Source organism: Actinokineospora globicatena, from assembly GCF_024171945.1.
In the GTDB taxonomy this organism is placed as follows: domain Bacteria; phylum Actinomycetota; class Actinomycetes; order Mycobacteriales; family Pseudonocardiaceae; genus Actinokineospora; species Actinokineospora globicatena.
Genome location: NZ_JAMTCR010000003.1, coordinates 1,239,522 through 1,257,332 on the forward strand (window position 1 = coordinate 1,239,522; position 17,811 = coordinate 1,257,332).

17 protein-coding genes are annotated in these 17,811 nt (G+C 71.4%); 11 read left to right on the forward strand and 6 right to left on the reverse strand.

Features of this window, described 5'->3' with window-relative positions; all coding sequences use genetic code 11:
* The first annotated feature begins 166 nt into the window (after positions 1-166).
* The 8 genes from LV79_RS18805 (at position 167) to LV79_RS18850 (ending at position 7,778) form a co-directional block, all read left to right on the forward strand.
* The gene (locus LV79_RS18805) at positions 167-781 is read left to right on the forward strand and encodes a hypothetical protein (protein WP_253838476.1); all 615 of its coding nucleotides are present in this window, start codon (positions 167-169) and stop codon (positions 779-781) included.
* Between the two features lie 90 nt (positions 782-871).
* A complete protein-coding gene (locus LV79_RS34570; protein WP_308208945.1) occupies positions 872-2,545 on the forward strand; it encodes an IclR family transcriptional regulator domain-containing protein in 1,674 nt (557 codons plus the stop codon).
* Between the two features lie 197 nt (positions 2,546-2,742).
* Positions 2,743-3,504, forward strand: coding sequence for a CoA transferase subunit A (locus LV79_RS18820; RefSeq protein WP_253838477.1), 762 nt, complete (start codon positions 2,743-2,745; stop codon positions 3,502-3,504).
* The gene (locus LV79_RS18825) at positions 3,504-4,136 is read left to right on the forward strand and encodes a CoA transferase subunit B (RefSeq protein ID WP_253838479.1); all 633 of its coding nucleotides are present in this window, start codon (positions 3,504-3,506) and stop codon (positions 4,134-4,136) included. Before LV79_RS18820 ends, LV79_RS18825 begins: the two co-directional genes overlap by 1 nt.
* A 77-nt stretch (positions 4,137-4,213) precedes the next feature.
* Positions 4,214-4,921, forward strand: coding sequence for a protocatechuate 3,4-dioxygenase subunit beta (gene pcaH, locus LV79_RS18830; RefSeq protein ID WP_253838575.1), 708 nt, complete (start codon positions 4,214-4,216; stop codon positions 4,919-4,921).
* Between the two features lie 16 nt (positions 4,922-4,937).
* The gene (gene pcaG, locus LV79_RS18835) at positions 4,938-5,549 is read left to right on the forward strand and encodes a protocatechuate 3,4-dioxygenase subunit alpha (protein WP_253838481.1); all 612 of its coding nucleotides are present in this window, start codon (positions 4,938-4,940) and stop codon (positions 5,547-5,549) included.
* A 13-nt stretch (positions 5,550-5,562) separates the two neighbouring features.
* Positions 5,563-6,648 (forward strand): bifunctional 3-oxoadipate enol-lactonase/4-carboxymuconolactone decarboxylase PcaDC, encoded by a 1,086-nt coding sequence (gene pcaDC / locus LV79_RS34890; RefSeq protein ID WP_443612880.1) that lies wholly within the window; start codon positions 5,563-5,565, stop codon positions 6,646-6,648.
* Entirely contained in the window at positions 6,645-7,778 is a 1,134-nt protein-coding gene (locus LV79_RS18850; RefSeq protein ID WP_253838482.1) for a 4-hydroxybenzoate 3-monooxygenase, read from the forward strand. The genes pcaDC and LV79_RS18850 overlap by 4 nt, the downstream gene beginning before the upstream one ends.
* A gap of 87 nt (positions 7,779-7,865) precedes the next feature.
* Here LV79_RS18850 and LV79_RS18855 read toward each other — a convergent pair whose 3' ends face one another.
* The 3 genes from LV79_RS18855 to LV79_RS18865 all read right to left on the reverse strand — a co-directional run bounded on the left by LV79_RS18855 (position 7,866) and on the right by LV79_RS18865 (position 9,966).
* Positions 7,866-8,756: a hypothetical protein gene (locus LV79_RS18855; RefSeq protein ID WP_253838483.1), complete on the reverse strand. Its 891-nt coding sequence runs from the start codon at positions 8,754-8,756 to the stop codon at positions 7,866-7,868.
* Positions 8,757-8,833: 77 nt separating this feature from the next.
* Positions 8,834-9,166 carry a DUF2218 domain-containing protein gene (locus LV79_RS18860; protein WP_253838485.1) on the reverse strand — a complete coding sequence of 111 codons (333 nt, stop codon included), beginning with the start codon at positions 9,164-9,166 and terminating at the stop codon, positions 8,834-8,836.
* Positions 9,167-9,261: 95 nt separating this feature from the next.
* The gene (locus LV79_RS18865; RefSeq protein ID WP_253838488.1) at positions 9,262-9,966 is read right to left on the reverse strand and encodes a hypothetical protein; all 705 of its coding nucleotides are present in this window, start codon (positions 9,964-9,966) and stop codon (positions 9,262-9,264) included.
* A gap of 224 nt (positions 9,967-10,190) precedes the next feature.
* Here LV79_RS18865 and LV79_RS18870 point away from each other — a divergent pair, with 224 nt between their 5' ends.
* Together LV79_RS18870 and LV79_RS18875 are read left to right on the forward strand one after the other, a co-directional pair.
* Positions 10,191-11,198: an AraC family transcriptional regulator gene (locus LV79_RS18870; protein ID WP_253838491.1), complete on the forward strand. Its 1,008-nt coding sequence runs from the start codon at positions 10,191-10,193 to the stop codon at positions 11,196-11,198.
* 32 nt (positions 11,199-11,230) lie between these two features.
* Positions 11,231-11,671: a VOC family protein gene (locus tag LV79_RS18875; protein ID WP_253838493.1), complete on the forward strand. Its 441-nt coding sequence runs from the start codon at positions 11,231-11,233 to the stop codon at positions 11,669-11,671.
* Here the strand turns inward: LV79_RS18875 and LV79_RS18880 are convergent.
* Positions 11,628-12,737 (reverse strand): DUF418 domain-containing protein, encoded by a 1,110-nt coding sequence (locus LV79_RS18880; RefSeq protein WP_253838494.1) that lies wholly within the window; start codon positions 12,735-12,737, stop codon positions 11,628-11,630. The two genes, LV79_RS18875 and LV79_RS18880, sit on opposite strands and share 44 nt — an antisense overlap.
* Before the next feature lie 343 nt (positions 12,738-13,080).
* Between LV79_RS18880 and LV79_RS18885 the strand changes: the two genes are divergently transcribed.
* Positions 13,081-14,931: a S8 family peptidase gene (locus tag LV79_RS18885; protein ID WP_253838495.1), complete on the forward strand. Its 1,851-nt coding sequence runs from the start codon at positions 13,081-13,083 to the stop codon at positions 14,929-14,931.
* A 118-nt stretch (positions 14,932-15,049) separates the two neighbouring features.
* On the opposite strand, the gene LV79_RS18890 is transcribed toward LV79_RS18885, so the two are convergent.
* Positions 15,050-15,379: a DUF4551 domain-containing protein gene (locus tag LV79_RS18890; RefSeq protein ID WP_253838497.1), complete on the reverse strand. Its 330-nt coding sequence runs from the start codon at positions 15,377-15,379 to the stop codon at positions 15,050-15,052.
* On the reverse strand, positions 15,376-17,811 hold a 2,436-nt coding region (locus tag LV79_RS18895), incomplete at its 5' end, for a phage tail protein (protein WP_443612878.1). The genes LV79_RS18890 and LV79_RS18895, both read right to left, overlap by 4 nt.

Below are 17,811 nucleotides of genomic sequence, written 5' to 3' on the forward strand. Positions count from 1 at the left end.
GCCGCCGGGAGGGCCGGGCGACCATTAGATGATCTTGCTAATCGACCGCCGAGCGACCTCCACTGTGGACGCGGCGGGCGCACAGCCTCCTCTGGCGGACCACACAGGTCAGGCATAGCGGCGGTCGCGAACCTTGCCGGGTACCGACCGAGCAGAGGAGCACCGCATGAACACCGAGTCCCCCACCCCCGACCAGTCCACCTGGGGCGCTCCGGCCAGCACCGACACCGACCCGACGGGCACCCGCCGCTGGTCGCCGAAGAAGGCCGCGCTGGCGATGGTCGTCGCGGTCGGGATCGCCGGCGCGGGCGGGTACGCGGCCTACGCCGCCACCGGCAGCGATACCAGCCAGACCACGGACCAGGGTCCGGGCGGCACGGGCCCCGGCGGAGGCGGCATGGGCGGCCTGACCGACGCGCTGCACGGCGAGTTCCAGGTGTCCGACGGCTCTAGTGGCACGACGACCCAGGTGTTGCAGACTGGTGAGGTCACCGCCATCAGCGCCACCGAGCTGACGGCGGTGAGCGAGGACGGGTACACGAAGACCTACACGATCGACGCCGACACCGTCCTCGGTGCGACCACCACCAGCGGCAGCACAACGAACGGCACAGCCACCAGCGACAGCGCCACCAGCGACAGCGCGGCGGGTGACATCGCCACCGGTGACACGGTCACCGTCGTGGCGACCGTCGCCGGCGACACCGCCACCGCGACGTCCATCCGGGAGCAGGGCACCGGAGGCGACCAGCCACCGGCCCAGCCCACTGCGGGCAACTAGCGGGAACGAGCCCGCCACCGGCGTGACGGGGGTCATCCAGCGTCGCTTGTGGTCGTCTAGGGTCTAGCGCCGACCACGTACGGAGAGCCGATGCCACCGACGCCCGAGGACCCCGCCCCAGCCGACGCCCCGGTCGACGCCGTCGCGCCGCTGGCCAGGGGCCTGCTGCTGACCCGGCTGCTCACCGACGCGGGCGGCACCCTCAGCCCCAGCGAGCTGCAGCGGGCCAGCGGCCTGGCGCGCTCGACGGTGGACCGGGTCGTGGCGACGCTGGAGCGGATGGGCTACCTGCGGGTCGATCGGCGCGAGGTCACCCTGGCGCCCCGGCTGCTCGAGCTGGGCAACGCCTACCTGGCCGCGCTGGGCGTCCCGGACCGGCTCGGCCCCCGGGCCCGGCGGCTGGCCCTGGAGCTCGACGAGTCGGTGTCGCTGGCGGTCGGCGACGGCGACGGGGTCCGGTTCGTCCAGCACGCCACCCGCCGCCGGGCCGTGTCGCTGACCTTCGGCATCGGCGACCTGCTGCCCGCCGAGCGGACCGCCGCCGGGCAGCTGGTGGCCACCGGCTGGACCGAGGCGGACTGGGCGCGCTGGCGGGAGCGGCGCGCGGCCGACCCCGACGACAACGGCTTCCCCGCCGTCGGCCCCCGGCAGGGACCCGCCCCCGACTTCCCCGCCCTGGTGGCGTTGGCGGCGGAGCGGGGGTGGGCGGTCGACGACCAACTGGTCGAGCGCGGGCTGGTGGCGTTGGCCGTACCGGTGCGGTCGCCGGACGGGCGGGTGGCGTGCGTGGCGAGCGTGTCGAGCCACACCAGCCGCCACACCGCCGAGTCGCTGCGCGAGCAACTGCTGCCGTGCCTGCGCGACGCCATCGCCGCCATGGAGCACGACCTGCGCGCCGAGGGGCCCACCGGCGCCGACCGGGCCGGGAGCGGCGTGGGCCTGGCGGCGTGGACCGGGGCGTCGAAGCAGGAGCTGGGCCGGGAGTTCATCGAGTCGCTGGCCAGGGGGCTGACGGTGCTCACCGCGTTCGACGCGGGCCGGGCCGAGCTGGGCCTGAGCGCGGTCGCCACCGCCACCGGCCTGGCCAGGGCGACCGCGCGGCGGGCGCTGATCACGCTGGTGCACCTGGGCTACGTCAGCACCGACGGCCGCCTGTTCCGCCCGACGCCGCGGGTGCTCGGCCTGGGCTTCCCGGTGCTGGCGGCGACGACCCTGGCCAGGATCGCGACCCCGCACCTGGAGGAGCTGGCGGTCCAGGTGCGGGACTCGTCGTCGCTGGCGGTGGCCGCCGAGGACGACGGCGACATCCAGTACGTGGCCAGGGCGGCGACCCGGCGGATCATGGACATCGACATCACGCTGGGCACCCGGTTCCCGGCGTACGCGACCGGGATGGGCCGGGTGCTGCTGGCCAGCCTGCCGCCCGCGGAGCTGCGGCGGCGCCTGGAGCGCACCGAGCAGCGGCCGCTGACCCCGCACACCATCACCAGCCGCGCGGGCCTGGTCGACGCGCTCGACCGGGTTCGGGCGGACGGGTACGCGATGGTCGACGAGGAGCTGGAGATCGGCGTGCGGTCGGTCGCGGTGCCGGTGCGCGACCGGGCCGGAGCGGTGGTCGCGGCCGTGAACGTGGCGATGCACAGCGAGCGCCGGACGCCGCGGGAGTGCGTGGACGAGGTGCTGCCCCTGCTGCGCGCCGCGGCCACCGCCATCGAGGCCGACCTGCACGTCACCGAGCGCTTCGCGACCGTGCCGAAGGTCTGAGCGGCGCACCCGGCCGCGGTGTCCACCTGCCGCGCCGCGGGCCGCTGAACAGCCCCGCTCCCCTGCCCCGACCAGCCCACGCGGGGCGTAGCGAACTTCCGGTCCGGTTGACACGGCCGTGACCCTGGCCCGACACTCGTGCGCGGGAACTACGGTGAAGACAAGTTCACCAGGCGAACACGACCGGGTGGGGGCGCATGGACAAGGTCATCGGCAGCGCCAAGGAGGCGGTGGCCGACATCGGCGACGGCGCCGCGCTCGCGGTCGGCGGGTTCGGCCTCAGCGGCGTGCCCACCACCCTGATCGAGGCGCTGCACGAGGCGGGCGTCGGCGGGCTGCACGTGGTGTCCAACAACTGCGGCGCGCTCGAGTCCGGGCTGGCGGTGCTGCTCGCGGCCGGGCGGATCGCGCGGGTCACCGGGTCCTACATCGGCGCCAACGCCGAGTTCGCCCGCCAGTACCTGGCCGGTGAGCTGGAGGTCGAGCTGATCCCGCAGGGCACCCTCGCCGAGCGGCTGCGCTCCGGCGGGCACGGCATCCCGGCGTTCTTCACCCCGGCCGGGGTCGGCACGCAGGTCGCCGAGGGCGGCATGCCGTGGCGCTACCACCCCGACGGCTCGGTCGCGATCAGCTCCCCGGCCAAGGAGATCCGCGAGTTCGACGGCGTCTCCTACGTCCTGGAGCGCGGCATCACCACCGACTTCGCGCTGGTGCGGGCCGCGATCGGCGACCGGCACGGCAACCTGGTCTTCACCAAGTCCGCGCGCAACTTCAACCCGCTGGCCGCGATGGCCGGGCGGGTGACCGTCGCGGAGGTCGAGCGGCTGGTCGAGCCGGGCGAGATCGACCCGGACCACGTGCACCTGCCCGGCGTGTTCGTGCAGCGGGTGGTCGAGCTGACCCCGGCGCAGGCGGCGGACAAGAAGATCGAGTTCCGCACCACCCGGCGGGCCGACTGATGGCCTGGACCAGGGAGCAGATGGCGGCGCGGGCGGCGGCGGAACTGCGCGACGGCGAGTACGTGAACCTGGGCATCGGGTTGCCCACGCTGATCCCCGAGCACCTGCCGCCGGGGGTGAGCGTCACCCTGGAGTCGGAGAACGGGATCCTGGGCACCGGGCCGTTCCCCACCGCGGACGCGGTCGACCCGGACCTGATCAACGCGGGCAAGCAGACCGTGACGGTGCTGCCCGGGGCGTCCTACTTCGACTCGGCGCTGTCGTTCGGGATGATCCGCGGCGGCCACATCGACACCGCGGTGCTCGGCGCCATGCAGGTCTCGGCCACCGGCGACCTGGCCAACTGGGCGGTGCCCGGCAAGCTGGTCACCGGCATCGGCGGCGCGATGGACCTGGTGCACGGCGCCCGCCGGGTCGTGGTGATCATGACGCACACCACCAAGGACGGCGCGCCCAAGCTGGTGCGCGAGTGCACCCTGCCGCTGACCGGGCGCCGCTGCGTGCACCGGGTGATCACCGACCTCGCCGTCCTCGACATCGGCCCCACCGGGGTGGTGCTGGTCGAGACGGCGCCGGGGGTCAGCGCGGCCGAGGTGGCCGCGAAGACCGACGCCGAGTTGCACGCGTGCTGAGGGGAGCAACGCCGTTGTCGACGCGACCGCTGACACCGCTGACCGGGGACCCGACCCAACGCGACATCGACGCGGCGATGGCCGAGGCCGACCAGGTGCCGCCGCCGGACCCGCACCACCCCAACCGCGACTACCCGCCCTACCGCAGCAGCGCGTTGCGCCACCCCAAGCAGGCGCCGCTGCCGGTGGTGGACCCGGAGGCGGTCGAGCTGACCGGGCCGGTGTTCGGGGTGACCGACGTGTCCACGTTGGACAACGACCTCACCCTCGGCCAGACCGGGGAACCGGCGGGGCAGCGGATCACCATCACCGGGCGGGTGCTCGACCGGACCGGGCGGCCGCTGGCGGGGCAACTGGTGGAGGTCTGGCAGGCCAACGCCGCGGGCCGCTACGCCCACGACCTCGACCAGCACCCGGCGCCGCTGGACCCGAACTTCACCGGCTTCGGCCGCTGCCTGACCGACGCCGACGGCGAGTTCAACTTCACCACCATCCGGCCCGGCGCCTACCCGTGGCGCAACCACCTCAACGCGTGGCGGCCGGCGCACATCCACTTCTCGTTGTTCGGCACCGCGTTCACCCAGCGCATGGTCACCCAGATGTACTTCCCGGGCGACCCGCTGTTCCCGTACGACCCGGTGCTGCGGTCGGTCACCGACCAGTCCGCGCGCGAGCGGCTGGTGGCCCGCTACGACCACGACCTGTCGCTGCCCGAGTGGACATTGGGCTACCGCTGGGACATCGTCTTGGGTGGACCGTCCCGCACCCTGTTCGAGGACCGATGACGCCGTTCGAGGATCGATGACCCCAGAGCTCACCACCAGTCCAGGCTCCCCCGCCTGGCTCCCACCCACCCCGGCGCAGACCGTCGGCCCGTTCTTCGGCTACGCCCTGCCCTTCCCCGGCGGCGCCTGCATGGCCTCCGACGGCGACCCGCACCAGATCACCCTGCACGGCCAGGTCCTCGACGGCGCGGGCAGCCCGGTCCCCGACGCCCTGGTCGAGATCTGGCAAGCCGACCACGACGGCTCCCTCGTCGGCGCCCCCGGCACCCTGCGCCACGACCAGGTGACCAGCCGAGTCCTCGGCCGCGACGGCATCCGCTTCACCGGCTTCGGCCGAGTCCCCACCGACGCTGACGGCCACTGGGCGGTGCGCACGGTGGCCCCGGGCCCCCATCGACCGGGCGCTACGCCGTACTTGGCGGTGGCGGTGTTCGCTCGTGGGCTGCTGCACCACTTGCACACTCGGATCTACTTGCCGGACCAGGTGGACCAGGTGCGCGCGGACTTCCCTGCCTTGGCGGAGGAACGGCTGTCCACGCTCCTGGCGGAACGGGAACGCGGGGAGCTGTACCGGTTCGACATCCGGCTCCAGGGCCCACGGGAGACGGTGTTCTTTGACTTCCCGTGAGCTGACCTACCGGGTGGATGGCGCTTCGGGTGCGCCGCCATTGGTTCTTGGGCCTTCCGTGGGGACTAGTAGTGCCGTGTGGGATCACCAGGTTCCCGCACTGGCTCGGCGGTTCCGCGTGGTGCGGTTCGAGTTGCCTGGTCACGCGGGGACTCCGGCGTTGGGTGCTGGGGCGGTGATCGAGGACCTGGCGCGGATGGTGTTGGGGTTGGCTGATTCGCTGGGGTGGCGGCGGTTTCACTACGCGGGGATCTCGATCAGTGGGGCGATCGGGGCGACGGTGGCGTTGGTTGCGCCGGAGCGGGTGTTGAGTTTGGCGATGGTGTGTTCGGCGGCGCGGTTCGGGGAGCCGAGGCAGTGGCGGGAGCGGGCGGAGTTGGTGCGCGCTCGAGGTACGGCGTCGTTGTTGGAGCCGACGGTGGCGCGGTGGTTCGCCGATCCGGTGGCGGCGGCGTCGCCGTTGGGGCGGCGGCTGGTCGAGGATCTGGCCACTGTGGACACAGCGGGGTACGCGGCGTGCTGTGACGCCCTGTCCACATACGACATCCGCGACCGGCTGGCGGAGATCCAGGCGCCGACGTTCGTCATCGCGGGGCGATCCGATCCGGCGACGCCACCCGCGCAAGCCAGGGAACTGGTCGACGGCATCCCCGGCGCGAGCCTCACCGAGATCAACGGGGCCGCGCACCTGGCCGTGGTGGACCGTCCGGACGCGGTGACCGCTGCCCTGCTGACGTTCCTGGACCAAGGCGGCCCGGGGATGCGCGTGCGGCGCGAGGTCCTCGGTGACGCCCACGTCGACGCCGCGATCGCCAAGACCACGCCGTTCACCGAGGCGTTCCAGGACCTGATCACCCGGTACGCGTGGGGCGAGATCTGGACCCGCCCCGGCCTGGACCGCCGCACCCGCAGCGCGATCACGTTGATGGCGCTGGTGGCACGCGGGCACCACGACGAGCTGGCGATGCACGTGCGGGCCGCGCTGGGCAACGGCCTGACCCGCGACGAGATCGGTGAGGTGCTGCTGCAGTCCGCGATCTACTGCGGGGTGCCCGCCGCCAACTCCGCGTTCGCCGTCGCACAACGGGTTCTGGAGTGAGCTTGCTGGTCGGGATCGTCGGCGCCGGACCAGCGGGGTTGCTGCTGGCCCGGTTGCTGCACCGGGCGGGGATCGACAGCGTCGTGTTCGAGAGCCGCGACCGCGAGTACGTCGAACGGCGGCAGCGGGCGGGCATCCTCGAACAGGCCACAGTGGACACACTGCGCGCGGCGGGCGCGGCCGACCGGCTGGAGCGCGAGGGCATCCCGCACGACGGCATCGACCTCGTGTTCGACGGCGCCGCGCACCGGGTCGACTTCCTCGGCACGACCGGCGCCCGGGTGTGGATCTACGCGCAGACCGAGGTGGTCAAGGACCTGATCGCGCTGCGGGTGGCCGACGACCTGCCGCTGCTGTTCGACACCCCGGTGCTCGCGCTGACCGACCTCGACGGCCGACCGACCGTGCACCACGCCGGTGGTCAGGTCGTGTGCGACTACGTGGTCGGCGCCGACGGCTTCCACGGGGTCACGCGCGGGTTGGTGCCGGGCGTGGTGCACGAGCGCACGTTCCCGTACTCCTGGCTGGGCATCCTGGCCGACGCGCCGCCGGTGCACCACGAACTCGTGTACGCCCACTCCCGCCGCGGTTTCGCGCTGGCCAGCATGCGCTCCCCCACCGTGAGCAGGCTCTACCTCCAGGTCCCCAACGGCACCGAGCCCTGGCCGGACGACGAGATCTGGACCGAACTCGACCACCGCCTCGGCGACCACCACCCCCAGCGCGGCCCGATCACCGCCAAGTCGGTCCTGCCCATGCGCGCCTGCGTCGCCGAGACCCTGCGCCACGGCACCCTGTTCCTCGCGGGCGACGCCGCCCACATCGTGCCGCCCACCGGCGCCAAGGGCCTCAACCTCGCGGCCGCCGACGTCACCCTGCTGGCAGCCGCCTTCGACCACCTGCACCGCACCGGCTCACCGGACCTGCTGGACGCCTACGAACACACCGCGCTGCGCGGGATCTGGCGAGCGGAGCACTTCTCGCACTTCATGACCACGACGCTGCACCTGGCCCCGGGCCAGTCGGAGTTCGACACCCAACTCCAACTGGCCCACCTCCGCCACATCGTCTCGTCCCGCGCCGCCGCCACCAGCCTCGCCGAGAACTACACCGGCACCGCACGCACCTAGGCCGGATGTCGCTGGCTCATCGCCAGATCGGCTCGGGTGTCTCACCCCTGAGACCAGCCCGAGGCCCGGGCAGGCCATGGCGCGGGACTAGTTCAGGTGGCCCAGGAGGACCGGGTTCGGGACGGTGTCGACCTTCGTCGCGGTGGGGTACCAGAGGAACTGGGTGGTGGGGGCGCCGGTCTTGTCGGTGATGAGGAGGATCTCGGCGGTGCCGATGCCCTCGCCGTCGACGTTGCGGGGGTTGTTCTTGCGGCTGTCGGTGGGGCCGTGCTGGAAGGCGGTGGAGTCGGCGATGGGGACGACCCAGCGGGTGGGGTCGGCGGTGGGGGTGGGTTTGGCGGCGACGAACATGACGTGGCCGGTGTCGGTGGCGCCGGGGCCCAGGGCGTAGGTGACGATGTCGCCGGGGACGAGTTCGGCGACGGTGGTGCGGCGGGTCCAGTGGCCGTTGGTGGTGCCGGGTTCGATCTGGGCCAGCATGCTCGCCCAGTCCGCGGCGTACGGGCCGTGTTCGATGGCGCCGATGCCCAGGTCGCAGCCCGCGAGGAACCCGGCGCCCCTGGTCTCGTTGGTGATGCGGACCAGGTCGGCGTAGGCGGGGCAGGCGGCGGCGCGGAGCAGGACGTTGCCCCAGCCCGAGCAGTCGACGATGTAGGTGCCCGCCGAGCGGTTGACCGTGGTCGTGTGCTGGTAGTCCGACTTCTGGTAGGTGTCGAGCTGGTGGCGCAGCTCGGCGTAGACCGCGTCGGAGCCCTTCTCCTCGTCCTCCTGGCGGACCCGGGGCGCGGCGCGGAAGGGCTGCGTCGTGGTGGTCGTCGGCACGGCGGCGGCCGCCGAGGACCCGGTCTGGCCGGTCTTGAGGCAGCCGATCTCGTCGGCGGCCGACGCGGTCGCCGGGGTCTGCGGGGCCGGGGTGGCCGAGGAGCACGCGGTCAGCGCCAGCGCGATGACCACCGGTGCGGCGAGGCGGATCAACATGCCCTGATCATCGACCGTCGCACCGGCCCGCCTTGAGGCGGGTCAGCACACCGGGTGACCCGCTCGCCGCGCGCGGCTCACTCGTCGTCGCCGTCGTGGCGCCACTGGGTGCCCGCCTCACCGGTGTCCCTGGTCCAGTGCACGACCAGCTCGTCCTTCGCGCCGAAGCGCACCAGGTGCTTGCCGACCACGGCCTCGAGCCGCTCCAGGTCCTCGGCGGCGCCGTCGACGGTCAGCAGCAGGGCGTCGGGCTCGGCGCGCAGGCTGGAGGTGCCGAACGGGAAACGCAGCTCGCCGACGCCGGAGTCGGCGTCCCAGTCGGTGTCGATCTTGCGGGCCATGTGCGCCGCCAATTGCTTGGCGTAGCGCCCAGGGCGATCGGTCACCACACGCGCGCTCGAAGTCGCCATGCCGCGTCTCCCGTTCAGTTCGGTCACACCGGTTCACCCGATGTTACGTCGCCAGGTGTCGAACTTCCCGGCCTACATGACGTGCGTCGCACCGATCACGCGGCCCAGCTCGACGACGTGGCCAGCTGCGACTGCTGCGCGTAGAGGCTCTGCAGCAGCTGCTTGCTCACCGCGGTGGAGTCATAAGAGGTCTGGGACAGGTCGAACTCCTGGCGCGCGCTCGCGGTGTCCTGCTGCGGCTTCGGCGGGCCTTCGATGATCTTGTCGGCCAGCTCGGACACCGCGTCGGCCGACAGCGTCGAGTCAGCGGCGCTGATGGCGGTGGTGAGGGTGGTCTTGAGGGTCTCGGCGTCCATCCCGTTGGCGGCGGCGACGTCGGTCAGCGACTCGCCGGAGGCCAGCTCCTCGTCGAGGTCGTCGATGCCGAGCGCGTCCTGCACGGCGCTGAGGGCGGAGTCGACGCGGGAGTCGCGGGGCGGCGGCGGGGGGCCACCGGGACCGCCAGGGCCACCACCCGGTCCGCCGTGGCCGCCGGGACCGGAGAGCAGATTCTGGGCGATGTCGGCGGCGTTGGCCGACGGGACGGCGCTGGTGATGGCGTCGGTGAGGGTGGACTCGCTGACGCCCTTGGCCTTGGCCAGGTCGGACAGGCTCTGCCCGTCCTTGAGGGCACTGCGCAGGTCGTCGGTGGACATGTCCAGTGCCTTGGCGGCGGCTTGGAAGGCCTTGCGCGTGGACGCGCTGTCGGGTCGCTGGGTCAACGCGGTGGTCTGCGCGCTGGAGACGCTGCTTACGTTCATCGTTCCTGCCTCGCGGTGGGGTTCGCTTGCCCCGGGGAGGTCGGCCGCCCGCCTGCCCCATCCGAGCGAAGCGCCCGCACGCACAGCCAACTCATGGGTCGCACAGCTCCCGCCCAGGTTCGCGCAGGCCACCCGATCGGGGTGCCCGGACGGTGGAACAGAGGGGTAGCCCAGGTCAGCGCTGGGTAGCCAGAGGCGATACCCGGCGAGGAGGGGGCACAGCCATGACATTCCCACCGAGGGCCCCGAGCACGGCCGGCGCGGTGCCCGGCCCGCGCGGTCCGGTCCGGACCAGGTTCGAGACCGACGACCCCGACCTGGCGCACCAGTACCTGGTCGAGACCCTGGACCACGACCTGCGGGTCGACACCCTCGACGGCGGCTCGCTGTGCCACCAGCGCGCCACCGGCGGCCGGTTCGTGGTCGACGACCTGCGGTTGCCGTTCGAGCTGAGCTTCAGCGCCGAGTCACCGGGACCGCTGATCGTGCAGCTGTGGGCCGGGCACGCCGAGCGGACGCTGGGCTCCGACCACGCCCAGCTGGCCCCCGGTGACGTGCTGGTGCACGCGGGCGCGGGCCAGCGCTTCGCCGCGCGGTCGTCGATGGCGCTGCTGCGGTCGGTCACCTTCGACCCCGCCCTGCTCGCCGAGGTGGCCGGTGGGGATCCCCGGTTCACCGGGTACCGACCGGTCAGCGCGGTGGCGGCGGGCCGGTGGCAGCGGATGGTGGCCTACCTGGTCGACGACGTGCTCGGCGAGGACGCGCAGGGCGACGACCGGGTGGACGAACCCGCGTCCCCGCTGGTGCTGTCCAACGCCGCCAGGCTGCTGGCGGCCACCGCGCTGAGCACCTTCCCCAGCACGACGGCGCACGGCACGACCGGGGCCGACCGGCACGACGCGTACCCGCCGACCCTGCGCCGGGCGATCGCCTACCTGGAGGACAACGCCGCCCGCGACATCAGCCTGGCCGACGTCGCCAACGCTTCCCGGGTCACGGTGCGGGCCGTGCAGCTGGCCTTCCGCCGCCACCTCGACACCACGCCGCTGGCCTACCTGCGCCGGGTCCGGCTCGACCACGCCCACCGGGAACTGCGGTCGGCGGCGCCCGGCGAGGACACGGTGACCGCGGTGGCGGCCAGGTGGGGGTTCTTCAACGCGGGCCGCTTCACCGGGTACTACCGGGAGGCGTTCGGCGTGCTGCCCAGCCAGACGCTCCAGAACCAGGACTGAACCCGTCCGCAATGCCGCCTAGGGTGACCGGCATGAGTCCACATGTCTTCCAGGTCGTCGTCGACAGCGCGACCCCGCACGACCTCGCCGAGTGGTGGGCGGAGACCCTCGGCTGGGTGGTCGAGCCGTCCAACGAGGAGTTCATCCGCGAGATGGTCGCCAAGGGGTACGCCACCGACGACGACACCACCACGCACAACGGGGTGCTGGTCTGGCGCATCGGGTCGGCCATCCAGCACCCGGACGACCCCACGACCGGGACCCGGCGACGGGTGCTGTTCCAGTCGGTGCCCGAGGCCAAGACGGTGAAGAACCGGGTGCACCTCGACGTCTGGGTCGGGCAGGAGAACGTCGCCGCCGCCGTCGACGCGCTGGTGGCCAGGGGCGCGACCAAGCTGCACGAGGGCACGCAGGGCCCGCACGGCTGGGTCACGCTGACCGACCCTGAGGGCAACGAGTTCTGCGTGAGCTGATCCGCTGGGGCGCCCGGTAGAGCACGTCCCACACGGTCTCCACCGGGCCCCGCGGGAACCTCCTCAGCCACAGCCACGCACCGGCGGTCACCAGCGCGGACACGATCAGGAAGCACGTGACCGTCCACAACGGACCGCCGGTGACGCCCAACCCCCACCGGTAGCACAAGACCGACGCCAGGACGTTCTGCGCGATGTAGCAGGACAGCGCACTGCGCCCGACCGCGGTGATCCCTCGCCGCAGTGGCCCCTCCGCCGTCCGGTGCACGAGGGTGGTGATGGCACCCAGGAGCCCGAACGCGACCAGCGGAGCGCACAGGTAGCGGTCGACCAGCGCCCAGTCTGTGCCCGCGAACGCGGTGAGTGCGTTAAGAGGCACTCCAAGGCCTAGACCCCAGGTCGTCAACCGCCGCCGGATAGCGTCACCGCGCACCGATTGCTCCAACGCGCCCGCGCGCAGCAGTCGCGCACCCGCCAGGAACAACACCATGCCCAGCGGCAGGACGAACACCGCCTCGGCCCGGAGCGCGAGGGCGTTGTCCAGCCGGAACGCGACCTGGTCGAGCCACCGCGAGGTGTCCGCGGCGTCGTCACCGACCACGTCCTCGCCGTAGAGCGCCGCGGTGAGCAGGCCGACGACCGCGACGTGCAGCACCCCGGCGGCGATCATCCAGCCCCGGATCACCCGGGTGCTCCGGCCGACGATGAACGCGCACTGCACGGCGACGACGGCGTAGAACATCAGCACGTCGAACTCGAAGACCAGCACGAAGTGCAGCACGCCCTCGACCAGCAACAACGCCGACCGCCACAGGTACCACCCGGGCCAGCGGGCACCCCGGCGCAGGGCCGACGAGTGCTGGATGGCCAGCCCGACACCGAACAGGATCGAGAGCAGCGCCAGGAACTTGCCGTTGCTCAACGCCCGCAGGCCGGACTCGACCACCCCGCCCCCACCCAGCACGGCGGCCAGCCCGCCCGGGCTGCTGAAGATCCACACATTGGTCCCGAACGTGCCCAGGATGGCCACCCCGCGCAGCACGTCCAGGCTCTCGACCCGTCGCATCCGACTCCCCCTCGTCACCTCGCGGCACTGACGGTAACCACGGGGTCTCCCCCAGCGCGTCCGTCGTGTGATCGATGGCGGGTCCACCGTTAGTCGGACAGCGGCCGCACGCAGGTAATACACCGAATAGATGGCCATTCACTGTTGTCGTGAACAACTGTGAACATTCCGTTCTTGCCAGACCTTCACGCCGTTCAGCTGCGGTTTCACAGCGGAACGGTCACAGGCAAGAATCGGGTCTTGAATCCCAATTGGGGGAATTGCACTGTTCCGGGGTCCGGTCCGCCGTGAGGGCATCGTGGGCCGTTCGGGTTCATCCCCTGCAAAAGAAGGAACCGACAGAATGAAGATTCGCCTCTCGCGGAGATCCGCGGTGGTGGCCGTCTCCGTCGCCGCGGTCGCCGGTGCCGCCGCGCTCATCGCGCCACCTGCCTTCTCCGCCCAGGAATCCTCCGTCTCCATCCTCAACGCGGGCTCCGCCAACGCGGTCGCCGACCGCTACATCGTCGCCTTCAAGTCCCAGGGCCAGGGCATCGCCTCGGTCAGCGCCTCGGCGACCTCGCTGACGCAGCGCTACGGCGGCCAGATCCGGCACACCTACGACGCGGGCATCAACGGCTACTCGGCGCGGATGTCGGCCGCCGAGGCCGCGAAGGTCGCCAAGGACCCGAGCGTCGCCTACGTGCAGCAGGTCACCACCATGGTGCTGACCGACACCCAGACCAACCCGCCGAACTGGGGCGACGACCGCATCGACCAGGCGAACCTGCCGCTGGACCGGTCCTTCACCTACCCCAGCAACCCCGGCCAGGGCGTGCGGGTGTACATCATGGACTCCGGCATCAACGCCAACCACCAGGAGTTCTCCGGCCGGATGGCCGCGGGCTACGACTTCGTGGACGGCGACAGCACCCCCTCGGACTGCCACGGGCACGGCACGCACGTCGCGGGCACCGCGGCGGGCACCACCTACGGCGTGGCCAAGAAGGCCACCATCTCCGCGGTCCGGGTGCTCAACTGCCAGGGCTCCGGCGCCAACGACGACATCATCGCGGGCATCAACTGGATCCGGAACAACGCCGTGAAGCCCGCGGTCGTCAACTACAGCATCGGCTGCCAGCAGCGCTGCACCGACAACTCGCTCGACAACGCGGTGAAGTCCCTCGTGGCCAGCGGCGTGCAGTGGGTCCAGGCGGCGGGCAACTCCAGCGACGACGCCTGCTACTACAGCCCGCAGCGGGTCCCCGAGGCCATCAACGTCGGCAACACGAACTCCAGCGACGCGCGCAACTCCACCAGCAACTACGGTTCCTGCTTGGACATCTTCGCGCCGGGCACCAGCATCATCTCGGCCTCGTACTCCAGCAACACCGGTACCGCCACGATGACCGGCACCTCGATGGCCTCCCCGCACACCGCGGGCGCGGCGGCGGTCTACCTGGGCAAGAACCCCTCCGCCACCTCGGCGCAGGTGCAGACGGCCCTGGTGAACAACGCGGGCACCAACAAGCTCTCGAGCATCGGCACCGGCTCGCCCAACCGCCTGCTCAACATTAGCTTCCTCAACGGCGGCACCACCCCCGGTGACGTCTCGGTGGCCAACCCCGGCAACCAGACCGCGACCGTGGGCCAGCCGTTCAGCGTGAACAACTCGGCCTCCGGCGGCACCTCCCCGTACACCTGGTCGGCCACCGGCCTGCCCGCGGGCCTGTCGATCAGCTCCTCCACCGGCACCATCTCGGGCACCCCGACCGCCGCGGCCACCGCGAACGTCACCGTCACCGCCCGCGACAGCGCCGGTAAGACCGGCAACGCGTCGTTCACCATCACCGTCGGCACCACCGGCGGCAGCTGCGGCCCGGTGACCAACTCGGCCGACTACACCATCCGCGACAACGCGACCGTCTCCAGCCCGGTGACCGTCGCGAACTGCACCGGCCGCGCGTCGGCCACCGCCACCGTCGCGGTGAACATCGTCCACACCTACATCGGTGACCTGGTCGTCACCCTGGTCGCGCCGGACGGCAGCACCTACGTCCTGCACAACCGCGCGGGCGGCTCGGCGGACAACATCAACCGGTCGTACACGGTGAACCTGTCCTCGGAGAACAAGAACGGCACCTGGAACCTGCGGGTGTCCGACCAGTACGTCAACGACACCGGCTACATCAACTCGTGGACGCTCACCCCCTGAGGTAGCCCCACCCGGTTGAGATAGCGCAAGAGACGACAGTGCCCCGGTGGCTTCGGCCACCGGGGCACTGTCCTGTCAGGGGCACCGTCCTGTCAGGGGCACCGCTGTGTCCGGGGGTTCAGTCCTCGATGTCCGCTACGTCGTCGATGGCGAGGTCGAACAGGTTGGCCTCGAAGACGCGTTCCAGGTAGGCCCGCGCGTCGTCGTCGGTGAGCAGATCCCGTCCGGTGCACGAGAAGGCCAAGCGCTGGAGGTCGCCCTCGGGCAACTCGGCATCGATGACCCGGCGGAAGGCGAGGGCCATCCGCGCGGTGCGCGGCGGGTTCTCGTTGAACCGGTCCAGGGCGCGTGTGGCGGCGCGGTCGTCGGAGGGTTCGTCCCGGTAGTGCTCGACGAGGAAGTCCCGGACGAGGCCGAGATCGGTGTCCAGGTCGTCGGCGGCGCTCATTCGAAGTAGCCCGTCTCGATGAGGAAGTGCCGGTTGGCGGCGTCGGACACTATCAACCGGAACACGACCTTGCTCAGCACCCTGGTGATCTCGACCGGGGTGTTGGTCGCGTCCATCTCGAAGCCCGCGCCGAGGCCGGGCGGTGCCGGGTGGGTGATGGCCTTCTGCGTGCCGTTGGGCTTGGGATCGCCGTTGGCCTCGGTGAACGCGGCGTCGATGGCGGCCTGGTTGGCCGCGATCGCGGCCCGCGCCAGCGGCTCGATCTTGTTGTCGTCGGTGAACCGGGTGACCATCTTGCTCGCCATGCCCGAGAGCGACTTGGACCACTTGTCGAGCATGTCGAACACCGCGTCGCGGTCGGTGTCGGAGATGGCGTTGTAGTCGGTGATGAGCTTGTTCGCGGCGTTGATGGCGTCCTGGGTGCTCTGGATCCGCGCGGCGTTGCCGACCGGGTCGCCCTGGAGCCTGGCCAGCCGGGTGGTCGCGGCGGCGACCACGTTCCGCTGGTAGGCCACCTTGTCGGCGCGCAAGCGGCGGAACTCGGCGACGAAGGAGTTGAGCCGGTCCTTCATCATCACGTCGGTGAACTTCTCGCCGTGCTTGCCGATGAGGTGGATGTCCTTCGGCTTGGCCGCGGTGAGGATGACGTGGCCCTCGTAGTTCGCCAGCGGGCCCGGGGGTAGCGAGAAGGACGAGCCACTGGTCGGGGGACCGCCCTTGGTGGTGGGTGGGCTGGCGACGTACCGGTACTCCCAGTGGTCGCCGCGCTTGGTCGCCGAGAGCTCCTTGAAGACCGGGTGGCCGCGCTTGACCGAGCGCAGCTCGCGGGTCATCTGCTCCTCGGTCGCGCCCGCCTGGTACTTGGTGCTGACCCGTTCGAGCGCGGCGATCCCGGCGGACAGGTGCTTGCGGCGTTCCTCCGGGGTGGCGGGCGCGGCCTTCTTGCCGACCTTGCCCTTGAGCTTGGCCCACAGCTTCTTCGCGACGCCCGCGATCTTGTCGACGATCCGGTCCACGACCTTCATGACCGGTTTCGCCAGCGACTGGATGATCTTCTTGACCTTGTCGGCGATGCCCGAGACGCCGAGGATCGCGGCGAGGGCGCCGATGAGGACGGGGATCGACGTGGCCAGGGCGAGTTCGATCAGCCCGGGCACGCCACCGGCGCCGCCGCTCGCGATGGTGACGACGGCGTCGAGCACGGCGTTGACGAACTGGATGATCTGCGCGCCCTGGGTGACGATGAACGTCACGATGTCGACGATCATCTTGACGGCCTTGATGAACGCCGACGCCGGGTTGAGCAGGCTGATGATCCAGGTGATGCCCGCGACGAGGACGGTGGGCACCAGGTACTGGGCGATCTTGCCGAACAGCCCGGCCTTGAGGTCGCCGACCTTGTCCTTGGCCGTCTCCCACAGGCCGCCGACGCCCTCGGACTTGAGCTTCTGGGCGGCCGGGACAGCGCCCTCCGCGGCGGCCATGGCGGGTTCGGGGACACCGCGCGCGACGATCCGGCCGCGGATGGCCGACCAGGTGAGGCCGAGCAGCGAGGCGATCATCATCAGGATGCCGCGCGGGTCGAACTTGGCCGGGAGCTGGAGCCCGGCGCCCGCCATGGCGCCCATGAGCCAGCCGACGAGGCCCTTCTTGAGGTGCTCGCCGATGTTGGCCATGAACGCGCGCAGCCCGGAACCCACGGCGGACACCAGGTTGCCGAGGAACCCGATGGGGTCGCGCAGGATGCCCATGACCGCGGCGGCGGCCTTGGCCAGGATGCCCAGCAGCAGGTCCTTCAACTGCATGATGGTGTCGATGACGCCCTTGATCGCGCCGATCGCCTTGGCCACCAGGCCCTTGTTCTTCTCCTTCTCCGCGTCGATCTCCGCGTCGACGGCCTTGAGCGCCTGGTTGTACTTGGTCGCCAGCGTCTGGACGAGCTCGGATCCCTTGGCGTCGACCGACTCGGTCAACTCGTCGAACCTGCCCGCGAACTCCCCCGCCGCCTGCTTGCCCATCGCTTGGAGATCAGCGGGAAGCTTGCGGACCTCGGCCTGCAACTGATCGCGACCGGTCGCGATGCGGGTCTTGGCCCGGGTCAGCTCCGCGCCGATGACGTCGGCGACCGTGGAGATCACGCCGCGCATCCGGGTCACATAGCCCTGGCGCGCGGCGACGAAGATCTGGTTCGCTTCCTCGGGCAGACCGGCGAACTTGTCCTTGACCCACTTGAGCTTCCCGGTGACGCCGGAGTACCGCTTGTCCTTGTAGGCGTCCATCCGCTGTTTGTGCTCGGCGGTGAACGCGTCCCTGGCCGCCTTCTCCCCCGCCGTGAATGCGTCGTCGACCTTCTTGTCCAGACCGGACAGGATCGCCTCGACGTCGGTCTTGGTCGCGTCGAACACCTTCTGCAAGGTCGCGGTCACCTGCGC

Coding starts and splice junctions, on each gene's coding strand:
- LV79_RS18805 (WP_253838476.1), top strand. CDS start 167: ATGAACACCGAGTCCCCCACCCCCGACCAGTCCACCTGGGGCGCTCCG.
- LV79_RS34570 (WP_308208945.1), top strand. CDS start 872: ATGCCACCGACGCCCGAGGACCCCGCCCCAGCCGACGCCCCGGTCGAC.
- LV79_RS18820 (WP_253838477.1), top strand. CDS start 2,743: ATGGACAAGGTCATCGGCAGCGCCAAGGAGGCGGTGGCCGACATCGGC.
- LV79_RS18825 (WP_253838479.1), top strand. CDS start 3,504: ATGGCCTGGACCAGGGAGCAGATGGCGGCGCGGGCGGCGGCGGAACTG.
- pcaH (WP_253838575.1), top strand. CDS start 4,214: ATGGCCGAGGCCGACCAGGTGCCGCCGCCGGACCCGCACCACCCCAAC.
- pcaG (WP_253838481.1), top strand. CDS start 4,938: ATGACCCCAGAGCTCACCACCAGTCCAGGCTCCCCCGCCTGGCTCCCA.
- LV79_RS18855 (WP_253838483.1), bottom strand. CDS start 8,756: ATGTTGATCCGCCTCGCCGCACCGGTGGTCATCGCGCTGGCGCTGACC.
- LV79_RS18860 (WP_253838485.1), bottom strand. CDS start 9,166: ATGGCGACTTCGAGCGCGCGTGTGGTGACCGATCGCCCTGGGCGCTAC.
- LV79_RS18865 (WP_253838488.1), bottom strand. CDS start 9,966: ATGAACGTAAGCAGCGTCTCCAGCGCGCAGACCACCGCGTTGACCCAG.
- LV79_RS18870 (WP_253838491.1), top strand. CDS start 10,191: ATGACATTCCCACCGAGGGCCCCGAGCACGGCCGGCGCGGTGCCCGGC.
- LV79_RS18875 (WP_253838493.1), top strand. CDS start 11,231: ATGAGTCCACATGTCTTCCAGGTCGTCGTCGACAGCGCGACCCCGCAC.
- LV79_RS18880 (WP_253838494.1), bottom strand. CDS start 12,737: ATGCGACGGGTCGAGAGCCTGGACGTGCTGCGCGGGGTGGCCATCCTG.
- LV79_RS18885 (WP_253838495.1), top strand. CDS start 13,081: ATGAAGATTCGCCTCTCGCGGAGATCCGCGGTGGTGGCCGTCTCCGTC.
- LV79_RS18890 (WP_253838497.1), bottom strand. CDS start 15,379: ATGAGCGCCGCCGACGACCTGGACACCGATCTCGGCCTCGTCCGGGAC.